Annotated in this window: 14 protein-coding genes and 4 pseudogenes; 10 read left to right on the forward strand and 8 right to left on the reverse strand. The window is 44.9% G+C overall.

All coding sequences use genetic code 11. From position 1 onward, the window contains the following. Window positions 1-129: 129 nt before the first annotated feature. Both serC and KHO06_RS11165 read right to left on the reverse strand, forming a co-directional pair. A complete protein-coding gene (serC, locus tag KHO06_RS11160) occupies window positions 130-1,224 on the reverse strand; it encodes a 3-phosphoserine/phosphohydroxythreonine transaminase (RefSeq protein WP_045368981.1) in 1,095 nt (364 codons plus the stop codon). 131 nt (window positions 1,225-1,355) lie between these two features. Beyond that, a complete protein-coding gene (locus KHO06_RS11165; protein ID WP_045378356.1) occupies window positions 1,356-2,618 on the reverse strand; it encodes a DUF945 family protein in 1,263 nt (420 codons plus the stop codon). Between the two features lie 185 nt (window positions 2,619-2,803). On the opposite strand from KHO06_RS11165, the gene KHO06_RS11170 reads away from it, so the two are divergent. The 3 genes from KHO06_RS11170 to KHO06_RS11180 all read left to right on the forward strand — a co-directional run bounded on the left by KHO06_RS11170 (window position 2,804) and on the right by KHO06_RS11180 (window position 5,895). Further along, window positions 2,804-4,645, forward strand: coding sequence for an ATP-binding protein (locus tag KHO06_RS11170; RefSeq protein ID WP_212581593.1), 1,842 nt, complete (start codon window positions 2,804-2,806; stop codon window positions 4,643-4,645). Next, the gene (locus KHO06_RS11175; protein ID WP_005428532.1) at window positions 4,642-5,139 is read left to right on the forward strand and encodes a response regulator; all 498 of its coding nucleotides are present in this window, start codon (window positions 4,642-4,644) and stop codon (window positions 5,137-5,139) included. Before KHO06_RS11170 ends, KHO06_RS11175 begins: the two co-directional genes overlap by 4 nt. A gap of 207 nt (window positions 5,140-5,346) precedes the next feature. Next, entirely contained in the window at window positions 5,347-5,895 is a 549-nt protein-coding gene (locus KHO06_RS11180; RefSeq protein ID WP_005428519.1) for a hypothetical protein, read from the forward strand. A gap of 212 nt (window positions 5,896-6,107) precedes the next feature. Here KHO06_RS11180 and KHO06_RS11185 read toward each other — a convergent pair whose 3' ends face one another. After that, the gene (locus KHO06_RS11185) at window positions 6,108-6,629 is read right to left on the reverse strand and encodes a TfoX/Sxy family DNA transformation protein (RefSeq protein ID WP_212581594.1); all 522 of its coding nucleotides are present in this window, start codon (window positions 6,627-6,629) and stop codon (window positions 6,108-6,110) included. 437 nt (window positions 6,630-7,066) lie between these two features. Here KHO06_RS11185 and KHO06_RS11190 point away from each other — a divergent pair, with 437 nt between their 5' ends. The 5 genes and pseudogenes from KHO06_RS11190 (at window position 7,067) to KHO06_RS11210 (ending at window position 12,659) form a co-directional block, all read left to right on the forward strand. Then, window positions 7,067-7,987 carry an HDOD domain-containing protein gene (locus tag KHO06_RS11190; RefSeq protein ID WP_005428540.1) on the forward strand — a complete coding sequence of 307 codons (921 nt, stop codon included), beginning with the start codon at window positions 7,067-7,069 and terminating at the stop codon, window positions 7,985-7,987. Between the two features lie 107 nt (window positions 7,988-8,094). Then, a pseudogene (locus KHO06_RS11195) lies at window positions 8,095-9,001 on the forward strand (lysine exporter LysO family protein). Window positions 9,002-9,210: 209 nt separating this feature from the next. Further along, complete coding sequence (locus KHO06_RS11200; protein ID WP_038891356.1) at window positions 9,211-9,723, forward strand: hypothetical protein; 513 nt, start codon at window positions 9,211-9,213, stop codon at window positions 9,721-9,723. A gap of 121 nt (window positions 9,724-9,844) precedes the next feature. Beyond that, a pseudogene (gene panP, locus KHO06_RS11205) lies at window positions 9,845-11,492 on the forward strand (pyridoxal-dependent aspartate 1-decarboxylase PanP). Window positions 11,493-11,803: 311 nt separating this feature from the next. Continuing rightward, window positions 11,804-12,659, forward strand: a pseudogene (locus tag KHO06_RS11210) (MurR/RpiR family transcriptional regulator). Window positions 12,660-12,737: 78 nt separating this feature from the next. Here KHO06_RS11210 and KHO06_RS11215 read toward each other — a convergent pair. Then, complete coding sequence (locus KHO06_RS11215; protein ID WP_045378341.1) at window positions 12,738-13,982, reverse strand: iron-containing alcohol dehydrogenase; 1,245 nt, start codon at window positions 13,980-13,982, stop codon at window positions 12,738-12,740. A gap of 358 nt (window positions 13,983-14,340) precedes the next feature. Between KHO06_RS11215 and KHO06_RS11220 the strand changes: the two genes are divergently transcribed. Continuing rightward, window positions 14,341-14,607: a GrxA family glutaredoxin gene (locus KHO06_RS11220; protein WP_005428550.1), complete on the forward strand. Its 267-nt coding sequence runs from the start codon at window positions 14,341-14,343 to the stop codon at window positions 14,605-14,607. A gap of 182 nt (window positions 14,608-14,789) precedes the next feature. Continuing rightward, window positions 14,790-16,472 carry an aspartate:alanine antiporter gene (locus KHO06_RS11225; protein WP_005428548.1) on the forward strand — a complete coding sequence of 561 codons (1,683 nt, stop codon included), beginning with the start codon at window positions 14,790-14,792 and terminating at the stop codon, window positions 16,470-16,472. Window positions 16,473-16,587: 115 nt separating this feature from the next. On the opposite strand, the gene fabV is transcribed toward KHO06_RS11225, so the two are convergent. The 4 genes and pseudogenes from fabV to nhaA form a co-directional block, all read right to left on the reverse strand. Continuing rightward, entirely contained in the window at window positions 16,588-17,790 is a 1,203-nt protein-coding gene (gene fabV / locus KHO06_RS11230; RefSeq protein ID WP_212581595.1) for an enoyl-ACP reductase FabV, read from the reverse strand. 179 nt (window positions 17,791-17,969) lie between these two features. After that, window positions 17,970-20,255 carry an acyl-CoA dehydrogenase gene (locus KHO06_RS11235; RefSeq protein WP_045452924.1) on the reverse strand — a complete coding sequence of 762 codons (2,286 nt, stop codon included), beginning with the start codon at window positions 20,253-20,255 and terminating at the stop codon, window positions 17,970-17,972. A 69-nt stretch (window positions 20,256-20,324) separates the two neighbouring features. Then, the gene (locus tag KHO06_RS11240; RefSeq protein ID WP_038891364.1) at window positions 20,325-20,951 is read right to left on the reverse strand and encodes a TetR/AcrR family transcriptional regulator; all 627 of its coding nucleotides are present in this window, start codon (window positions 20,949-20,951) and stop codon (window positions 20,325-20,327) included. Window positions 20,952-21,408: 457 nt separating this feature from the next. After that, window positions 21,409-22,583 (reverse strand): annotated as a pseudogene (gene nhaA, locus KHO06_RS11245) (Na+/H+ antiporter NhaA). Between the last annotated feature and the right edge of the window lie 98 nt (window positions 22,584-22,681).

Raw genomic sequence — 22,681 nt, forward strand, 5'->3', positions numbered from 1 at the left:
ACCACAAGTACCGATTCAAACAAGCGCCATGGAAATGTGCGAATGCTTCCATTGACGATTTCACTGTGCTGCAGAAAGCAAAAAGCGCCGCTTTTGCGACGCCTTTTTGGATTATATCACAGCAAATGTTTAAGCGTACTGTTGCTCAAACTCACGCATGAAATCGACAAGCGCTTGAACACCCTCAAGTGGCATCGCGTTGTAGATTGACGCACGCATCCCTCCTACTGCTCGGTGACCTTTTAGCGCTTTAAGGCCTTTCGCATCAGCAAGCTCTAGGAATGTGCCGTCAAGCTCTGGCTTCGCAAGCTGGAATGGAACATTCATTAGCGAGCGGTTAGCTGAATAAACACCATTGCGGTAGAAATCAGACTGATCGATGTAATCGTAAAGCAGCGCCGCTTTCTCACGGTTTACTTGCTCAATCGCTTTCACACCGCCCTGTTCTTTCAGCCATTTGAATACCAGACCAGACAAGTACCAAGCAAACGTTGGTGGCGTATTGAACATCGACTCTTTTTCTGCCAACACTTTGTAATCCAAAATGCTTGGTAGTACTTGCTTCGCCAAGCCAAGCAGATCATCACGTACGATGGCAATCGCGATGCCAGAAGGGCCAATGTTCTTCTGTGCGCCAGCGTAAATCACGCCGTACTTTGAAATGTCAATTTCACGAGAAAGAATGGTTGAAGACATATCAGCAACGATTGGTTTGTCCGTTACTGGTAGGTCGTTAATTTCAACACCATCAATGGTTTCGTTAGGACAGAAGTGAACGTAAGCCGCATCAGGTGAGATCTTCCACTCTGTTGCAGGTAGCACAGCAGCCTTTCCATCGATGACTGTTTTTGCATTAAACACGTCAGGTTCACAGTACTTTTTCGCTTCTGCTACGGCACTTTCTGCCCAGTAACCACCATCAATGTAAGTCGCAGTTTCCGCATCACCTAGCAAGTTAAGTGGAACAGCGGCAAATTGAGCACGAGCACCACCTTGGCAAAACAGTACTTTGTAATTGTCTGGGATATTCAGAAGATCACGAAGGTCTTGCTCTGCTTCTTCCGCAACCTTGATGAACTCTTTACTTCGGTGACTGATCTCCATCACTGAAGTACCAAGACCTTGCCAGTTGATTAGCTCCTTTTGTGCTTGCTGCATGACTGCTTTTGGCAGACCTGCTGGCCCTGCACTGAAGTTAAATACGTTGTCCGTATTTTGTTCCATGATGCTCATTGCTCCTGCTAAGTAAGTATGACGAAATTAATATCACGTTTTTGCAGGGATAAAAACAAGAAAAGAGGTCTTACGACCTCTTTTTAAACTGAAAAAGCTAAAAACTTACTTTGTAAACTTCTCTATTGCATCATCGCTGGCATAAGCAGTGCGATTAAAGGAAACTCTTGTCCATTTTCGAACTTCAATTTCCCATCCGAAATTTGCGCTTTTAGTTCATAACCGTCATCTTTTTTCTCGATAAGCTCCATCACCATCAACTCATCAACACTTTCTTGAATGAATGGGTAGAGATCCACCAGCTCATCCGAGAAATAGGTGTTAAGTGAACCACTCGTTGCTGTCATCAACTTCATAGGGTCTTGAGTGATGTTGTCCGTGCCTTGAGGAACAGACAGTTGCCATTCATTACGGAACTTACCTTCACCAAACGCCAAAGACAGTTCGTTCACAGAAAGACTAAAGCCTTTGCTGAAGAGCGCATCAATATGTGGCAACAGTTTTTGGATTTCTTGCTCATCCAGCATTGGCGAGCTTTGGTAAATCGACATGATCTCATCAAACGATTTGCTATCTACGTCGCCAATAGCAAAGTCCAGCTTGAAGTTATCAACATCTGTTCCATCCGTTAGACGCATTTGCTTCGCATCCAACACCAGTTTCGAACTCAGCTTATCACCCGCTTCGTTGAGAGAGGTATTGCCGCTGTAGCTAGCATTTTCAATCAGGAACAAAGGCGCCAGTTGTGCATCAACGATATCCAACTTTTGCAGTGAGAAAGATTGCTCACCTAACCAGTAACCTTTCGCTTGTTTGCCTTTACCCTCGCCAGTCAATTCAGTGAGGTGAATTTCTTCGCCATTTTCAAAATCAATCTGTACCGAAGGGATCGACACTTGGTAGTTCAAATCACCAAGAACTGTCACGTTACCTTTAACCTGAGCAGGACTTGATGAAAGGTGCATGCCTTGAGCGTCGTTTTGGTAGTTCCAGCTCGCTAAATCAAGCGTGAAATCGGTATTGCCGTTAAGCTGAGTTTGGCTGTGCATTGTCAACGGCAAGAAATCCGCGTCTACCAATCTAGAATCTGCACTTAGGCTTGTTAAACCATGAGTTACGTCACTGGTCACATCAAATGCTGTTGGCAAACCATCACGTTCAAGCTGCGCTTTGATTTCTGGATCAACCACGGTGTAACGCGTCAAAACAACGGAAGATAAGTAACCGCGGTCATATTCAACAACCTCGCCTTTCACCATCTCATCGTTCATATTGGCAATGCCGTCTTCAATAATAGATTGACCAATCTGACCAACCGCTAGCGGCCAACATAGCGCAAGAGAAATAGCGCCACCGATGGCACCCATTTTTTTTAGATTTTCCATAACGTCACTTATTGAGTATTTGTGCTCAGTCTAACCCAAACCCAAAACGGATAAAACATTGAGATATATCAGACTATTGATGGTTATTTTAGTTCATTAATCGAGAACAATACCCAGCTCCCAACCATTCTTGTATTTAATTGATATGTTGTTAGTGCCAAGTTTTAACCGGAGCTCAAACCACTGTGAACCGCTACGCCGTATTGTGCCTCGACAACAATCCCATTAGTGCCGAGCAGTTTCGCTTGGAGTTGTCAGCCTTCTCGAGCAAGTTTGATATTCTGTCGGTAGAATCGATAGAAGAAGCACAGAGCGCTCTCGAATATCTCGAAGAAAGAGAACAAAAAGTGGCACTCGTTATCGCTAGCCATCACGCGCATTTCAACGGCGTCGATTTTCTTATCGGTTTAGATCGTAAACCTCATACCGAGCAAGCTCGAAAGATCCTTATCAGTTGTTCTTCTGATATTGAGGCAATCTTAACCGCCGTCAATGAAGGACGCCTAGATCATTGCTTAACGAAACCACTGCCAGACAAGGTGCTTCGTGCTCACATCGAAAATCAAATGAGCAACTATCAAGCTGGCTTCTTGAACGACTACCACTCCCTTTCTGACGAAGAGCTGGCGGAGCAAGTGATCAGCGCACTACAACATTTCTTTGAACAAGATGACGATAGTGAAGCATGTCGAACCTACTCCCCAGAACACTTACTGACGGTAGAAGGCGAACCCAACAGTTTCTTGTGGTTTATCACCAGTGGTGAAGTTGCGCTGTACAAACGCGACGAGCTAGGAATGCAGCGTGAGGTGGTTCGTCACTCTAAAGGTAATATCATTGGCGGCATGTCCTTTGTCACCGGAGAAAACTCATTTTCTACGGCACTGACCCTGACTCAAACAGAAGTCATTAAACTAGATAGAAACGAATTCCGCAAAGTAATGCAGAGCGATTCAAACTTATTACCGCTCTTTACTAACCTGCTCCTCCGTCATTTCAACCGACGATTGCAACGCAGCATCAACACCAAGTTACAACTACAAAAAACTCTGGAGTCTCTAGAATCTGCCCACCAGCAACTTATTGAGAGAGAGAAAATGGCGATGCTTGGGCAACTTGTCGCCGGCGTTGCCCATGAGTTAAACAATCCTATCGCAGCCATTCTCCGCGGGGTGGAAAATCTGACGCATACACTGGAGAATCTGCTCACAGAACTCCCTAGCCACGACATTCAAGAAAAGGGCGTTGTTTTGTTGACTAGAGCCCAAAGGGTTAAGCCAGCTTCAACCGCGGAGTTAAGAGAGCGCGTTAAACAGCTTAGCAACTCCCTGCCAGACAGGAACCTAGCCAAAAAAGTCGTGAACCTTGGTCTCGAATCCGATAAAGCGTTGATAACAGATCTTACTCGTCAAAAAGCGGATTCATTACAGACATTAGGAACATTAGAGCAATATCATCAAGTCGGCTCATCACTTCGCTCGATAAATGTTTGTGCTGCCCGCATTGCCGACATGGTGAAGAGCTTGAAGGGATATGCACGTTCCGATGATGAAAGCCTGCACTTTGCTGATCTGCATGAAGGCATTGAAGATACGTTAGTGATCTTTGAAAACAAGCTCAAAATGCACAAGGTCACCACTGACTACGCTCCGCTGCCTCATACGCTCTGCCAACCCATTGCGCTGCAGCAAGTATGGACCAACCTGATTTCCAACGCGATTGATGCCTTCCCCGATAAAGGCGAGCTGACTATTCGATCGCGATCGGTCGAGAAAAATAATCAAACCTACGCTGTCATCTCATTCAAAGACAACGGATGCGGCATCCCAAAATCACAACAAAAAGCCATTTTTGAACTCAACTTTACAACCAAGAAAGAAGGCAATTTCGGCTTAGGAATCGGACTTTCTATCTGCCAACAAATTATGGCTAGCCATAAAGGCTGGATAGAGGTGGAGTCTGAGCTCAACCAGTACACTTGCATGACCGTCTGGTTACCTATCACTCAAGAAGGAGATGAAGCATGACTAAATATCTGATTTTGTGCGTGGATGATGAAAGAGAAGTCTTGGATAGTGTCCTTCAGGATTTGATTCCATTTGAAGATAACTTTGTGGTCGAAGGCGCGGAGTCCGTCACGGAAGCCAAACAAGTGATTGAAGAAATGGCGGAAGATGGCATTCAGCTCGCCCTCATTCTTTGTGACCACATCATGCCAGAGCAGACCGGTATAAGCTTCTTAATCGAGCTCAGTCAAAATGGTGACACAAAATCGGCACGTAAACTCTTGCTCACCGGGCAAGCAGGCCTAGAAGACACCGTTGAAGCTGTAAATCATGGAAGTCTCGATTACTACATCGCCAAGCCATGGAAAGGTGAAGAACTACGGGAAGCCACCACGTCTCAACTGACTGCTTTTATGATAGAAAATGATGACAACCTGTTGTCGTGGACCTCAATTCTGGATACAGAAGCCATCCTCAATGCAATGGCTGACAGACGAGCAAGCTTCGGCGAATAATCGTTTTGCGAGAAAAAGGCACCAAGATACCTCCTACATGGCGCGTTTTTTGCTGTGAACATGGCACAATTGACTCATTTGACAAAACATCGACACTTTTTTGTTGGTCGTCGACCTTGGTTTTTATTATGATGTCGAACAAATCAGATTACGGTTCAAGTGGTTACTTGGACCCATGGAACTATAAGACAAGGTTTATCGTTAGTTATGCGTAAAACACTATTAGCCACTGCCCTTTTGCTGGCATCTAGCCAAGCTCTAGCTGCGAACGACTACAACGCTCCAGCAACAATGAGCAACTTTAGCTACGACTACATGGAAGCTCGCATTGGTGCAAGCCCTGTGACATTCGGTGCTGGTTTTAGCAAATCAATCCACCCAAATGCACACGTAGTTGCGCGCATCGATTCTGAATTCGATGGCGATTTCGACTCAGCTGCAGGTTTTGGTTTCCACTCTCCACTTAACAACTGGGCAGACCTAACTGGTGAAATGCTAATGCGTGTTGTGCAGCCATCAAACTCAAGCAGCACAGACGTGGGTATGGAACTTAACCTTGGTGTACGCCAGTGGCTTGGTCCTCAGCTAGAAGTGGGTGGCAAAGCAGGTTACGTATCTATCGACAACGATGACGATTGGATCGGTTCGGTTTACGCTCGATTCCACTCTACAGAGCTATTCTCTCTAGGTGCAGAAGCGCGTATCAACGACTTCTACGGTGACCAAGTAATGTTCACGACTCGCTTCAAGTTCTAATCAATCATTTGATTACGCTCCAACAGAAGCAAAAAATAAAAAAACCGAGGCATATGCCTCGGTTTTTATGGGTAAAAACTAATTTGTTGCAATGACTAACTCAAATGAAGTGGTCAAAAACATCAACTTCCTTTTTGTCGCTTTCAACACTCACCTTTTATGACTCGCTAACTTCATCCTAAACGAGTCAATCATCGTGAAACTAAATAGATTTATTCACACATAGCCAGTAGCTGCTTCTTGCGTGGTTCTTGGATCAGTTTCCAATGGATACCATCAATCGCACCAGCAAACTTCCAAAGCAGCTTAACGTCTACATCACTGCCGTATGCCACTCTTACTTTGTTGAAGACTTCTACTGGGCCAAGCTCCAAAAACGTGTCTACGTCATCAATACCCGCTTTCTTTACCATACGCTCTAGCGTTAGCTGCATATTCGGTAGATCACGCAAACGTCTACTGGCTGAAGACTTTTGGTATTTGCGTTCCTTAATAGAACAATTAATTGATTTTTGTAGCAGCTCATCCAATCCAGCAAAACCGGAATCGAACAATTCTGTTACATCGTAATAATTTACCGTTGCCGTCGTTTGTTTTTTGACGTGCTTATATTTTTCACAGTTTAGTTGAGTAAACTCTTCATCAAGGCCATTGCCACCGCGCAAGTAACAGCAGTCGTTACTTACCAGAGCAAACATTGCGTCGTTGCTGAATAAACCAATACCGCCAAACATTGAACGTTTTTGGTACTCACTAAAATTGCTTACATAGTTAAAAAAAAGCTTGGTCTGTCATGTCCATTGACCTCTTTAATTGGAATAAGTTACCCCGATTAGCGATGTCACCAGATAAACAGCAGCTTGTAGCGAATTATAAATTGTCGATATGTTGGCGTATTTTTTGTGAATTGCGCTCACCAACTGTCTTAATCATACTTAACGTTAAAAAATAAGTTAGGATCTATGTCACAGATGCCAAAGTACAAATTCAACATACGTGATTAGTTTCACATTTACAACTCCTAGACCGATGTTTTTTTGACGCAATCACTGCCAAAAATTAAGCATCATGGTGATTAATACGGCAATTGCGAAAGCGAGACAGGTATTTAATTGATAACTAACATACTGTGAGGGTACACTGTGCGAAAGCTCTCAAGCACAGCGTCGTAATGGAACATCTATCATTTTTCTGGCTACCGAATAATAAAGATAAGCTTATAAAAGCACTCGAATCTGAGTTCGCTCAGCTGGTAGAACAGTCTATTTCTACTGGCAAAATTTCCCTTCCTCCGATCCCAGATGTCGTACTCAGGATTCAACAGCTTTGCACTGAAGAACACACCACCATCGCAGACGTTGCCAATGCACTTTTAGAAGATCCTGGCCTAGCTGCTGTTGTCGTGCGTGTCGCGAACTCCGTTATCTTTAATCGTCGCAATATCACTTGTAATGACTTAATAACGGCAGTTTCTCGACTCGGTATTCTTCGCGTAAGAGACATTGTCACTGCACAAGCGATTGAACAATTAAAGCATTCAGTAAACTTAACCAAAGAATGTAATAGTATCTTGGTGAAAAGTGCCGCAGTTTCTCGTGAGCTTGGCGCAACCATGGTGTTGGTGGTTCAGGAGTTTCGCAAGCATGAACCTGCGACTTATGGTCATCTAGAACAAGAGAAAGCATTGTTGGTTGGCTTATTGGCGGACATCGGCTTGTTCTGCTTGATAAACGAATACCACTTGTATCTTGATCGCGGTAATTACCTCGATCCAGATATCGCATTACAGATATTCCAGACCCGCTGTTCTGCAACAAGTAAATTAGTGCTTGAGAAATGGGGCTTTGATAACGATTTCCGCGAAGTTTCATCTAATGAGAAATACGAAGCTTCACGTCCAGAGGTCAGCTACCTCGATATTGCTCGCATTGCTAATCACCTCTTAATGTTCCGTAATCAAGATGACCGTATCGAAGATCACGAAGTAGAGTTCAATTTAACTGGCGCCGAGGTCTTGTACGATCTCAGCAATATGAGTGATACTGACTTCCAAAGTGAAATTAAAGAAGTGCTTAGCGCAAGCGGTCTTTAATCTCTAATACATCAAAATCCAGCCACGACTTCATTCAGATAGTATTCTGATTCATTTTTGCGTGGCTGAATTATCTTGCTTATCTCAGAAAGGAATCATTGAGTTTTATGTTCTCAGGGATGCTATTTATCTTCGCCCCATTAGTGGTGGGCTATTTAATTCCAGTTTCTCGCTCGTCAATACTGGAGAAGATCAATAAATCGACCTCTTACCTTATTTACGTCATCCTCTCTTTGATGGGATTGAGCCTGGCCGCGCTTGATAACCTTGGTAGCAACCTGCAAACCATCCTCCTCTACGCGGGCACTTTTTTTTGTTTGCTTGGGTGTATGTAACCTCATGGCTTTGCCACTGGTTGATAAACTGCTGCCTTTGCAGACGGACCAAAATCAAAAGAAACTTCCTCTCTCTTCTATGGCATTAGAATCAGTCAAATTAGTGGTCGTTGTTGGCGGTGGTTTGATTGCTGGCTTAATTCTTCCTATTGGGCTTTCTTGGGTTGATACCGCAAGCGAGTGGATTTTATTTCTATTGCTGTTCTTTATTGGTATTCAACTGCGCAACAGTGGCCTAACGCTGCGCCAGATTCTTTTGAATAAACAAGGCATGGCAATCGCTTCAGTGATCGTAGTGACATGCATGATCGGTGGCGTCATTGCCGGAATGATTCTCGACCTACCACTCTATCAAGCGTTAGCAATGTCATCGGGCTTTGGCTGGTACTCTCTGGCGGGTATTTTGATGGGCGATGCATTTGGCCCAATCTTTGGCGGAGCCTCCTTCTTGATTGAGTTAATGCGAGAGCTGGTTGCATTGGTCGCGATTCCACTATTTATTCGTACTTATCCTTCAACGGCTATTGGCTATGCGGGTGCTACAGCAATGGACTTTACCCTACCGGTGATTCAAACCACTGGTGGTGTGCGATGTGTGCCTGTCGCGATTGTTAGCGGCTTTATCCTAAGCTTATTAGTGCCTGTAATGATGCTTTTCTTTGTGTCTCTTGCTAGCTAGATCTCAGGAATAGTCCTTAACATCCATTACAATACGGCAAAAATTCAAATACCCAAGTAACCTCAAAATGCTCAATTCAAAGAGAATTTTCTGGTTTACCGCTTTGTTATCGAGCCCTTTGATTTTTAACTCTTGGATCGGTAATCAGTGACAGGCAAGGCATAGTGCCTATTAGGGTTACAAAGGGAATACAACCAAAAGGAATAACAATGAAACGCTTTGTCGTTGCGGCGCTCCTCGCTACAAGCTCAACTTTCACTTTTGCTGCTGATCAGCAATGTCTTGCAAACAAATACGACGGTTACATCGATGCTTCTCTGCAGTGGTACCAAGATCTCGTTGACCTAACCGTTACGCAATACCCTGATTTGAAAGAAGTAAGTCAGTGGTTCTTAGAAGGTCGTAAGCACCACTTTGAGCTTAACCGTGAAGCGGTACATTACTTCTTGAAAAACGATCCTAGCCGTGTTGCAACAGAGCAACCCGTCGAAGCATGGCTGAAGCTAGAACAGCACGATGTAAAACAACTGGCGACACGCAGCGATGAACTAGGCCAAGCGGCACAAAAGACGTTCAGCGACCGCCAATCAGCAAACCACCCAAAGAACTATGACCTACGTTCTGCTTTTGCTGACTTATTAAGCCATCCAAAACAGATCGATTCTGCACTTAATAAGTACAATCAATCAATTGCTAAGATTGAAAAGCAGAAGTGTGAATAAACCTCGCCTAAGAATTTCATTTCAGCAACATGGGTTTCAATAATTAAAACGGGACTTTGCGCCCGTTTTGGTTTAGATTGTGCCGCTCGCATTACCAAAATAACTACAAAGATTCTTTGCTATGGTTAAGGAACAAAAAACCGCTGACGTTAGCTTCGAGAGCTTGTTAAAGATCTTCACGATTCCTGAAGGTCCAGATTCGACGTTGACCAAAATCGACGAAAGTCTCTCCCAGAACTTGAATCAATTTCTTCGTGAACACATCGTGGCAGAAGAAAAGCCTTTACACGAAATAGAGAAAGACTTTTCTTCTGCTCAGATTCCTGAACAACCTGAGTTCGTTTCAGACCACACCGAGCACCTGCTTGATACTTTGGTATCTCACTCGGTTCACACTTCTGCACCAAGCTTTATTGGTCACATGACTTCTGCCCTACCGTATTTCTTAATGCCGTTGTCGAAGATCATGATTGCTTTAAACCAAAACTTGGTAAAGATTGAAACTTCGAAAGCATTCACACCACTTGAACGCCAAGTGCTTGGTATGCTGCACCGCCTTATCTACGGACAGGACGATAAGTTCTACGCTAAGTGGATGCACAGTGCGAAGCACTCTCTCGGTGCATTTTGTTCTGGCGGTACCATCGCCAACATTACTGCGCTTTGGGTTGCACGCAACAAGGCATTAAAAGCGAACGGCGCATTTAAAGGCGTGGAGAAAGAAGGTCTATTCAAAGCCATGAAGCACTATGACTATGAAGGACTGGCAATTCTTGTTTCAGAGCGTGGCCACTATTCATTAAAGAAAGCCGCTGACGTACTTGGTCTTGGTCAAGAAGGCTTGGTTGCTGTCAAAACAGATGCAAATAACCGCATCATCGTTGATGACCTTAAAGTGAAAATCGCTGAGCTTGAAGCACAAAACATCAAGCCTATCGCTGTCGTTGGTGTTGCAGGTACAACCGAGACGGGTAGCGTTGATCCTCTGGCTCAAATCGCCGAAGTTTGTGCGGAACACAATTGCCATTTTCACGTGGATGCAGCATGGGGGGGGAGCTACCCTGATGTCGAATCACCATCGTCACCTGCTTGACGGTGTTGAGCTTGCAGACTCAGTCACCATTGACGCCCACAAACAGCTCTACATCCCTATGGGCGCGGGCATGGTTCTGTTTAAAGATCCAGACGCGATGAAGTCTATCGAGCATCATGCGCAGTATATCTTGCGTAAAGGTTCAAAAGACTTAGGCAGCCACACTCTGGAAGGCTCGCGTTCAGGTATGGCGATGCTGGTTTACGCAGCGATGCACATCATCAGCCGCCCTGGTTATGAACTGCTTATCGATCAGAGTATTGCCAAGGCTCGTTACTTTGCTGATCTTATCAACCAGCAGGAAGACTTTGAGTTGGTGTCTGAGCCTGAGCTTTGCCTACTGACCTATCGCTACTTGCCAACTCATATGCGAGCAGCGCTAGAAAAAGCACAAGGTACGCAGAAAGAGAAATTGAACGAGTTGTTAAACCAGCTGACTCAATTTATCCAAAAGCGTCAACGTGAAACAGGTAAATCATTCGTTTCTCGTACTCGACTGAACCCAGGCCAATGGCAGCGTATGAACACCATCGTTTTCCGTGTTGTATTAGCCAACCCATTGACCACGAACGATATTCTAAATGCTGTTCTGGATGAACAACGCGAAATTGCTTTGCAAGCTCCAAGTTTAATGACGAAGATTGAAGAAACAGTCGAAGACATTCTCAATTCCTAAGCGTCAATGAGAGTTACATCAAATTGAAAATTTCTTTCGTTTTGGTGTAACTCAAACATCATTATTGTGCCACTAGAGCAACAAACCAACTATCCCACATCCAATTCTGTAGTTTTTACAACATTTTGTTTGAGGCTTGTCAAATTCTCACGAAATAGTAACCGTATTTGGTTTAGCCAGATTGTGGATCGGGTTTATACTGATTTTATGGCGCTGGTAGTTTTCGTTAACGCCCCTCTAGACCGAGAAGCCCTTGGGTTTCCACCCGTTAGCAGAGCCAGCGAGTTGTTCTCTATACCCTCGTGAACACTATGAATACATTAGAAAAAATTCAAAAAAAATCTGGAGAATTTCAGTAAGTCAGAGCGCAAAGTTGCGGAAGTAATTATGGCGTCTCCACAAACTGCAATTCATTCAAGCATTGCAACGTTAGCAAAAATGGCTGACGTGAGTGAGCCTACTGTAAACCGTTTCTGTCGCCGTCTGGATACCAAAGGTTTCCCGGACTTTAAACTTCACCTTGCGCAAAGCCTTGCCAATGGTACACCTTACGTTAACCGTAACGTGGAAGAAGACGATGGCCCTGATGCCTACACGCACAAGATTTTTGAATCGACAATGGCGTGTTTGGATGTTGCGAAAAACAGCCTTGATGCGATGCAAGTTAACCGTGCGGTTGATCTGTTGACTCAAGCGAAGCGCATCTCATTCTTCGGTCTAGGCGCCTCTTCTTCTGTTGCGCGTGACGCTCAAAACAAGTTTATCCGCTTCAACATTCCAATTACTTGTTTTGAAGACATCGTAATGCAACGCATGAGCTGCATTAACTGCAGTGATAACGACGTGATCGTTCTGATTTCTCATACGGGTCGTACTAAGAGCCAAGTTGAGATTGCGAACCTTGCACGTGAAAACGGTGCAACCGTTATTGCTATCACAGCAAAAGATTCACCGCTAGAGAAAGCAAGCTCACTGGCTATTACTCTAGACGTACCAGAAGACACTGACGTTTACATGCCAATGGCAAGTCGCGTAGTACAAATGACGGTGATCGATGTGCTAGCCACTGGCTTTACTCTGCGCCGTGGCACTGGCTTCCGTGAGAACTTGAAGCGAGTAAAAGACGCGCTGAAAGACAGCCGCTACGACAAGCTGAGTCAATACTAACGAAGCGACTTAGTCAGTAATAAAAAATAGAAAGGGGAGCTAAATAGCTCTCCTTTTCGTATCTGGTCAATCGTATTTCTATTGATTCACATCTGAGAGATCGGAACGTGACTCCAACACCTCTACTGAGCTGACATGTTGGCTGCCCTCACTCTCGCCCATGCAGGCATCACTGCAATCACAAACTTGGCGAAGAATGTAAACCAAACGATCTTGTGTAAGCGGTAATGGGTTACCTTTGATAGCGACTGACTTTAGTGCATCATCGGCGACTTGTTCAAACGACGTCTGACACACACCAAATTTTCCAAGCTGAGGCAACTCAAGCTTATCCAGCACCATTCTCACCCAAAGTACGCCGTCATGCTCGTTGGCATTGGTTCTTTCCGTGACGAGTTGCGCCAATCGCTTGTAACGGCTTATTACGTCGCTGCGCCCTGCCCTTTTTGCAGCATTAATATTTTCTTGCATAACATGAGGAGCCAAACGCGCGGTAATTACACTGTGAGGAGCATCAAGCTTGCCACCCAATGCAGAAGCTAAACCGTGCGCAGCGCCTAGCTTAGCGTTGGTGATGGCCATTCCACCCAAAAGTGCTGCAAAAGAAAGGTCTGCTCTGGCTTTGTGACTGTCTTGCTTACACCCAGCAATGACTGAACGACTTAATCGACGTAGTCCTTCCTCACACACCATGTCAGTGAGCGGATTAGGATCACCACATACGTAAGCTTCCATAAGGTGAGTAAACGCATCCATCGCTCCGCGACCAGAGGTATATTGATCAGTGCCATAGGTTAACGTGGGATCGACTATCGCTACATCAGCAAGCATGTCCGGGCTTCTTAAACTGACCTTCACTTGATCTTGTCCCGACTTGAGCACCGCATTTCTGGTCACTTCAGATCCAGTACTTGCTGTAGTAGGAATTGCAATAAAATGAATCGGTTTGGTTTTTAAAGGTACGTTTCGCCCAACCACTTCGACGTAATCATAGACATCACCTTGGTTGGGGATGATAGCGGCAAGTGCTTTGCCCATATCAATGACACTGCCCCCACCAATTGCAATGACCATGTCCGGTTGAAACTTGCGCCCGAGCACGGCAGTTTCTTCCACCATGGTGATATTAGGTTCGCCATTAATGGCGACATGCTGATAACGCATGTTCTGCGCTTTTAGATAATTAATGATAGGTGTGGCTCGTTGCGTATCTTTACCCGTGACCAGTAAAACGCTGTAGCCAAATTGATTGATTACAGACAGCGAAGATTGGAGCGCCCCCTCGCCGAAGATAATCCGTGTCGCAGTCATAAACTGAAACATACACTTCCTCCCCAAACAACAACTCACACTAGAGTGCTATGCTTTCAGCAAAAAAAAGTTGACCGAGTGCACCTTGCCGCGATTAACCCTACATTAAGTATGTTTTTATGCGTCACTTCACATACTTAACACGCCATTTAAACGATTAAGAATTACCCTTAAAAGTGACTTTTCTTGGCTATAAGCTTAGTGCGCGTTCAGTTTTTATACGATAGATTTCACCTATCGAGACAAGAGGTAATTGCTACTTTATTTCCGTAACTGGATCGGGCATAGTTATCCCAACAAATGAAGGCGTGTACCGACATGAAGTCTAGTGTCGCTTTCTACAAGAAGAGATTTTAGGAGAAATAAGATTATGTTCGTAGTTATCTTTGGTCGCCCAGCTTGTCCATTCTGTGTTCGCGCAAAAGAGCACGCAGAAACGCTAAAAGCAAAACGTGATGACTTCAACTACCGTTACGTAGATATCCACGCTGAAGGCATTTCTAAAGCTGACCTAGAGAAAACAGTTGGTAAGCCAGTAGAAACTGTTCCTCAAATCTTCATCGACCAAACGCACATCGGTGGTTGTGATGACTTTGAAGCTTACGCAAAAGAGCACCTAGGTCTGTTCGACGAGTAATTCAAATTACTGATTTTTTAAAGCCGCTATTAGCGGCTTTTTTATTATCTTTCCAAATTAGAATTCCCCTACGTCAAGTAATAGTAAAACCTAAAAAATTTCACTTATCTTTTTTCCATATTTAGTTACAATTCGAAATTCTTAACTATTTTATTTGGCACACACCTTACCCGAGCCACGCAGTGAACATAGACGTCGTACACCTTCTCGAACAAAACCCCATTCTTCTAATCTTCGTCGTATTAGCAATTGGCCTTGCCTTTGGCAAAATTCGCTTTGGAAAGTTGCAGTTAGGCAATTCTATTGGCGTACTCATTACTTCTCTCGTAATGGGCCATCTTGGCTTTTCTTTTAATGCAGAGGCCTTAACCATCGGCTTTATGCTGTTTATCTACTGTGTAGGTATTGAAGCTGGGCCTAACTTCTTCGGCATTTTTTTCCGAGACGGTAAGCATTACTTTATTCTAAGTATGACCGTATTAGTCTCTGCGGTAGGTCTTACCTACTTTTGCAGCCACTATATGGGCCTTGATTTTGGTTTATCTGCCGGCATGATGGCGGGCGCTCTTACCGCTACGCCTGTTCTGGTAGGTGCACAAGATGCTTTAAACTCTGGTCTTGCAACCATTCCGCGTAACATGGATTTTTCTTTGGTATTAGAAAATCTATCCGTCGGTTACGCGATGGCTTATCTGGTAGGTTTGATCAGTATGATCATGTTCGCCAAACTGCTGCCAAAACTGCAAAAGCAAAACCTATCGGATTCAGCGCAGCAGATCGCACAAGAGCGTGGACTTGGTAACTCTAGCCAACGTAAGGTGTACCTGCCGATTATCCGTGCGTACCGTGTTGGCCCTGAGCTGATTGACTGGACAGATGGGAAGAACCTTCGTGAGCTGGGCATTTACCGCCAGACAGGTTGTTACATTGAACGTATTCGTCGTAACGGGATTCTTGCCCACCCGGATGGTGACGCAATCCTGCAAGAAGGTGACGAAATCGCACTAGTCGGTTTCCCAGACAGCCACGCACGTCTTGACCCAAGTTTCCGTAACGGCAAAGAAGTATTCGACCGTAACCTACTTGACCTTCGAATTGTCGAAGAAGAGATCGTGGTTAAAAGCGATGCGATTGCTGGTAAGCGTCTATCTGATTTGAACCTATCGGAATTCGGCTGTTTCTTGAACCGCGTAGTACGTGCTCAAATTGAAATGCCGATGGATTTAGACATTGTTCTCGCTAAAGGTGATGTACTTCAGGTGAGTGGTGAAAAGAGTCGTGTTCATGGCCTTGCTGAGAAAATCGGTTTCATCTCGATCCACAGCCAAATGGCAGACTTACTCGCGTTTTGTAGCTTCTTTATTCTGGGCATCATGTTTGGCTTGGTGACCATGACGTTTGGTCAAGTGTCATTCAGCTTAGGTAACGCAGTCGGCCTATTACTTTCTGGCATCACACTGGGCTTCCTACGAGCAAACCACCCTACTTTTGGTTATGTTCCACAGGGGGCACTGAACATGGTCAAAGACTTAGGACTGATGTTCTTTATGGTCGGAATTGGTTTGAGCGCTGGTGGTAAGATTTTTGAGCACCTTTCACAAGTCGGTCCGCAGATCATCGGTTTGGCGTTTATCGTCAGCGTTGTGCCTGTCGTGCTTGCTTACCTAGTTGGCGCTTACGTACTTAAGATGAACCGTGCGCTACTCTTTGGTGCCATAATCGGTGCACGTACATGTGCGCCAGCAATGGACGTAGTGAACGAATACGCGAAGTCGACAATCCCTGCTCTGGGTTATGCAGGCACGTACGCGATTGCCAATATCTTGATGACGCTGGCAGGTACTATCCTGATAATTCTAAGCTAAACCCTTTGAATGAGCGTTGCTGGTTGGTTTTAGGTAGCGCTCATGATTCAATACAAGGCATTAAGACACAAAAAAGGCGCTCATTGAGCGCCTTTTTTAATTCCGTTAGAAACGATTAGATTTGAGTGAAATCTGTTTCTACTGCTGGGTTCACGTCTGCTTCGTAATCCACACCGTTAACACCGAAGCCGAATAGCTTCAAGAACTCTTCTTTGTACTCAACGTAGTCAGTTAGCTCTTTTAGGTTTTCAGACGTGATCTGTGGCCATAGGTCACGACAGTGTTGTTGGATATCTTCGCGCAGTTCCCAATCATCCAGACGTAGACGGTTCACTTCATCTACTTCTGCAGCGCTGCCGTCTTCTTTGTAAAGACGCTGGCTGAACATACGGAAGATCTGCTCCATACAACCTTCATGTACGCCTTCTTCACGCATTTTCTTGAATACCATCGCGATGTATAGAGGCATAACAGGAATTGCAGAGCTTGCTTGAGTCACAACAGACTTAAGTACCGCTACGTTTGCGCTACCGCCAGTTGCAGATAGTTTCTCGTTCAGTGCTGCTGATGCACGATCAAGGTCCATTTTCGCTTTACCTAGAGCGCCATCCCAGTAGATAGGCCAAGTTAGCTCAGTACCGATGTAGCTGTATGCCACTGTTTTGCAACCATCTGCTAGCACGCCAGCGTCTGATAGTGCGTTAATCCATAGTTCCCAGTCTTCACCGCCCATTACGGTTACTGTGTCTTGGATTTCTTGCTCAGTTGCAGGCTCTACGCTTGCTTCGATGATGACGTCTTTGTTGGTATCAACAGCCGTTGACGTGTAAGTCTCACCGATAGGCTTAAGTGCTGAACGGATTAGTTCACCCGTCTCTGGCATTTTACGTACTGGAGAAGCCAGTGAGTAAACCACCATATCTACCTGACCAAGGTCTTCTCTAATCAGATCGATTGTTTTCTGTTTTGCTTCATTTGAGAAAGCGTCGCCGTTTAGGCTTTTCGCGTACAGACCTTCTTCACGAGCTAGCTTCTCGAAAGCAGCCGCGTTGTAAAAACCTGCTGTACCTGGCTTCTTCTCTGTGCCTTCTTTTTCGAAGAAAACACCGATAGTTGAAGCGCCGCCACCAAATGCCGCAGCGATACGAGAAGATAGGCCGTAGCCACTTGATGCACCCACAACAAGAACGCGTTTTGGTGCGTTTTTAATTGGGCCTTGTGCTTTAGTGTAAGCAATTTGTTCTTTTACGTTAGCTTCACAACCCACTGGGTGCGTAGTAGTACAGATAAATCCACGAATTCTAGGTTTGATGATCATATTCAACTTCCTTTAAAAAACGTTGCTAGGATAAAAGGTTCAGCCCTACTTCGCACCTAATTTCTGTAAAAATGCTGCGAAAATGCAAGTGGTTGGAGCACTCAACAGAAAAACCTAAAGGCTCAAACACAAAAAAGCACCTCAATTGAGGTGCTTCTCTCATTTTATACTCAAACGCTTCATGCTGCTGAGTTCAGGTGCGATTTCTTCGTCGTCACGTTGGTGCGAACTTCTGAGAAATCGTGACTAAAGTGGTCGACTTGAATCGCTTTGTAGCGCAACTTATCTGCCGCCATGATTTGGTCGATTTCTTGCTCTGTCAGTACCTCGGCTTCAAACGCTTGCTGTAGGCGGTCATGCAATAGACCTTTACGCGCTACTTTGCCATCTTTTGCAGCTTTCATCAGCTTACGCTCAAGAGGCTTCACATCGTACATCGCTAAGAATGCACGTTCCATTAGGCCAACGCTGTCGTCTTCCTCTTTGCCTATGTAGCACAGATGAGTCAGTCGGTCACGTTGAGCACCTGGTGTCATCATCGCTTCTGCTAGGCTCACACATAGCTCGTCGCTTGGCGCATTGAAGTGGTTACCCAATGGGAACAACAAGCCTTTTAGAACGCCACCTACGTATTTCACAGGGAAGTTCGAGTAAGCCTCATTCAATGACTTCGAAGCATTATATAAGCAGTGTTGTACTGCATAATGTACAAAGTTCAAATCACCCTGCTGACGACCTTCATCTTCATACTTCTTGAGTGCAGCAGAAGCCATGTACAAGTAGCTTAAGCCATCACCAAGGCGTGCAGAAATCATTTCTTTGCGCTTCAGGTCACCGCCTAGAGTCAACATTGCAAAGTCTGCACTCACTGCCAGCGCGCGGCTGAGGCGAGTAATATCTTTATAGTATTGCTGCGTCGGCCCGCTCATGTGTGCTTTCACGAAGCGAGAACCAGTCAACGCTGCACCCAATGCGCCAAAGGTGTTACCCATTGCGTGTTTGATATGTTTGAACAGCAGATCATCAAACTCTTTCGCGCCCTCTTTCGGATCAGGATTGGCCGCCGCTTCCATCTCTTTCAGAACGTATGGATGACAACGTGTCGCACCCTGACCAAAGATCATTAAGTTGCGAGTCAGGATGTTTGCACCTTCAACCGTAATCGCGACCGGAATACCTAGATAGTGTTTTGCTAGGTAGTTCATTGGACCGTCTTGAATAGCACGACCAGCATGGATATCGAAAGAGTCATTTAGGATAGTACGAGCGATTTCCGTCATGTGGTATTTGGCAATTGCTGTCACGATGCCCGGTTTCTCTTTCATATCCAGAGAAGTCGTCGTCAGCGTACGTGTTGCCTCAAGCAGGTAAGTCAAACCGCCAATACGGCCCATTGCTTCTGCCACACCTTCAAACTTACCAATCGACATACCAAACTGTTTACGAACATAAGCATAAGCGCCGGTTGTGCGTGTTGTTAGGTGGCCAATCGCTGTACCTAGTGCAGGAAGAGAAATACCGCGACCAGCCGATAGACACTCAACCAGCATACGCCAACCTTTGCCTGCGTATTCGGAGCCACCGATCAACCAATCCATTGGAATAAACACATCGTTACCGCGTGTTGGGCCGTTCATGAATGCAGAACCTAGTGGGTCGTGACGCTCACCAATTTCGACACCTTCGTGATCAGCAGGAATTAGCGCACAAGTGATACCCACGTCTTTCTTGTCACCAAGTAGACCATCAGGATCTTGAAGCTTAAACGCTAGACCAAGAACCGTTGCTACAGGTGCTAGAGTGATGTAACGCTTGTTCCAGCTAACACGGATACCTAGAACTTCTTCGCCTTCATGCATGCCATAACACACAACGCCTTGGTCTGGGATACCACCAGCGTCCGAGCCCGCTTCAGGACCAGTAAGGGCAAAACATGGAATATCCGTACCGTCTGCAAGACGCGGCAGCCAATAATCTTTTTGATCTTGAGTACCATAGTGAGAAAGCAGCTCACCCGGACCCAGAGAGTTTGGAACCATCACTGAAACCGCAGCACTGATACTGCGCGTTGCAATGCGAGAAACGATGGTTGAGTTAGCCAGCGCTGAAAACTCTCGGCCACCGTATTCTTTTGAAATGATCAGCGAGAAGAAACGCTCCTTGCGTAAAAACTCCCATACTTCTGGTGGAAGATCTCGATCGTCTTTCACGATCTTTTGGTCATCCAACATTTCTAGTAACGTTTCTAGCTCATTGTCCATGAAGGCTTGCTCTTCAGACGTCAGAGCAGGCTTCGGATAATGATGTAGCGTTGTAAAGTTTGGCTTGCCTGAGAATAGCTCAGCGTCCCACCATACACTGCCTGCTTCCATTGCTTCTTTTTCAGTACTCGACAATGGAGGCAGTACTTTCTTAAACATTTTAAATGCTGGGTCACTAATCCATTTTCTTCGTAGAGAGCTCATAGTTCAGATCCTTTTGTTCACGTCACCGCTAGCGGCTTTAACTTATCTTTATTATTGATTTAATATGCTTTACTTTGCCGACATACCAGCCGACAAATATGGAATCAAAAGGTCGACGACAGACTTAACATCAACCTCTTTTTCAAACTTACTTTCTGCAATTTCTGTTAACGCTTGGCTTGATGCCATAGTGAAAACGCAAGTGCCTAATGTGAAATGTAATCGCCAGAACAATTGTTCTTCGGTTAATTCTGGGTTCGCTTTCATGATGGAGAACATGAACAAGCTCATCACTTCTTCATATCTTGTACTGATAAACCAGCGTAAATGACCTTGTACGTCGGTGTAGCCTCGACCAATCAGTAACATAAACAATGCCGTACCGTTCGGTCTCACCTCATTCAACGATCTTAGCGGTAAACGCAACGATTCAAACACTTCATCCATGTTGTAGCTATCACGTGTGTTTAGCTCGATTAACGACGTCTTAATGCTTGGCATTAGCGCTTCTAGGTAGCGGTCTAGCACTGCCCTTACAAGCGTTTTCTTGTCGCCAAAGTGGTAGTTAACCGAAGCCAGGTTTACGTTTGCCTTACCAGTAATGGTTCGTAGTGATGTGTCATTGAAGCCGTATTCTGCAAATAGTCCTTCTGCTACATCGAGTATTTTTTCTTTTGTTGTACTTCTCGGGGCCATTTCAATCACTCGTATTAAACAACTGTTTGAAAATATACTCCCGAAACCTGAGATTAACAAATGATTAACATCACATTTTCACGCATTGGTCTGACCAGAAAGAAAAGTGGTGCTTTAAGAGAATGAATTTAAAGCGAATATTATTTTGTGAAAAAAACTTCTAAAAAAAAATGGAACTGTTTGGAATTAGCCCGGTCTGAATTACTGTAACAACTAGGGCATTTAAAGTTTTTCAGGCCGTCAAACTTGTTTCTATCTAGTTGCTACATTGCTGCTTTTTCTTATTAACTCCTATGTTTGTATCCGCCCAGACACTTTTTAGTCTGGGCTTTTTTTCGCCTGTCATTTGAGCTCCCCTTTGGATGAGCTTTGTATTGTGCTTAGCAAACTTCGCCAACCTAAAGATACAAAAAAGCCTCCCAGTCGGGAGGCTTTCGGTAAATTATTCTATCTTAGCTTACGCTTTTTTCTCGCTTGCGACTTCTTCTACCGCTTTCTTCGGCAATGAGAAGTGCAGTAGTGCATAGCCAATAATCGCTGCGGTCGTTGAGCCCATCAAGATGCCCAATCGAGCATAGGTATCAAACTCAGGGCTTACGTTAGCAAACGCTAGCGATGAGATGAAAATTGACATCGTGAAGCCGATACCACAAAGAACCGACACTGCAAAGATATGGATAAAGTTAACGCCCTGAGGCAGTTTGGCGATACCCAGTTTCACAGCAGCCCAGCTGAATGTGAAGATACCCAGCGGCTTGCCCACCAATAGGCCCAGAGCGATACCTAGCGGTAGCATTGAAGTCAGGCCTGACATCGATACACCCTCTAGCGAGATACCCGCGTTTGCAAAAGCAAACAAAGGAAGAATACCAAACGCTACGTATGGATGAAGTGCGTGCTCCATGTGTTTCAGTGGAGAATGCTCGCCTTTCTTGCCTTTAAGTGGAATAGCAAAACCAATTACTACGCCAGCAAGTGTTGCGTGAACTCCTGATTTAAGTACAGCGAACCAGAGTATTGCACCTACGATCATATATGGCGTCAGCTTAGTGACCTCTTTGGCGTTCAGTATGAACAACACACCGGTCATGGCAAAGCCAACAAGTAATGCCATCGTTGATAGATCGCCTGTGTAGAACAACGCGATGATAACCACGACACCAAGGTCATCAATAATAGCCAATGCTAGAAGGAATACTTTCAAGCTGATTGGCACACGCTTACCAAGAAGCGCCATAATACCAAGAGCAAAGGCAATGTCTGTTGCAGCTGGAATAGCCCAGCCAGAGATAGCTTCTGGGTCACCAGCGTTGAAAGCCACATAAATCAGTGCTGGTGCTAGCATACCACCTACGCTGCAATAGCAGGGAAGATCGCGGTTTCTTTCGATTTTAGTGCACCTTCAAGTAGCTCACGCTTTACTTCAAGGCCGATTAATAGGAAGAACACGGCCATCAAGCCGTCATTAATCCAGTGAGACACTGACATACCAAATACATAAGTATGCAGCATCGCTTGATAACTTTCGCCAAGCGGTGAGTTTGCAATGGTCATAGCAATTGCAGCTGCAATTACAAGAAGGATACCGCCTGCGGATTCCATTTTAAAAAAGTCACGAATGACATCGTTCATGGTTTCGCCCTTATATTTATTATCTTAATAAACGAGTAACAAAGAATGATGAGAGTTTATAGCTGAAGAAAATGTAAGAATAATCGCTTGTTTAGAGT

The organism is Vibrio sp. B1FIG11 (assembly GCF_905175335.1).
In the GTDB taxonomy this organism is placed as follows: Bacteria; Pseudomonadota; Gammaproteobacteria; order Enterobacterales; family Vibrionaceae; genus Vibrio; species Vibrio campbellii.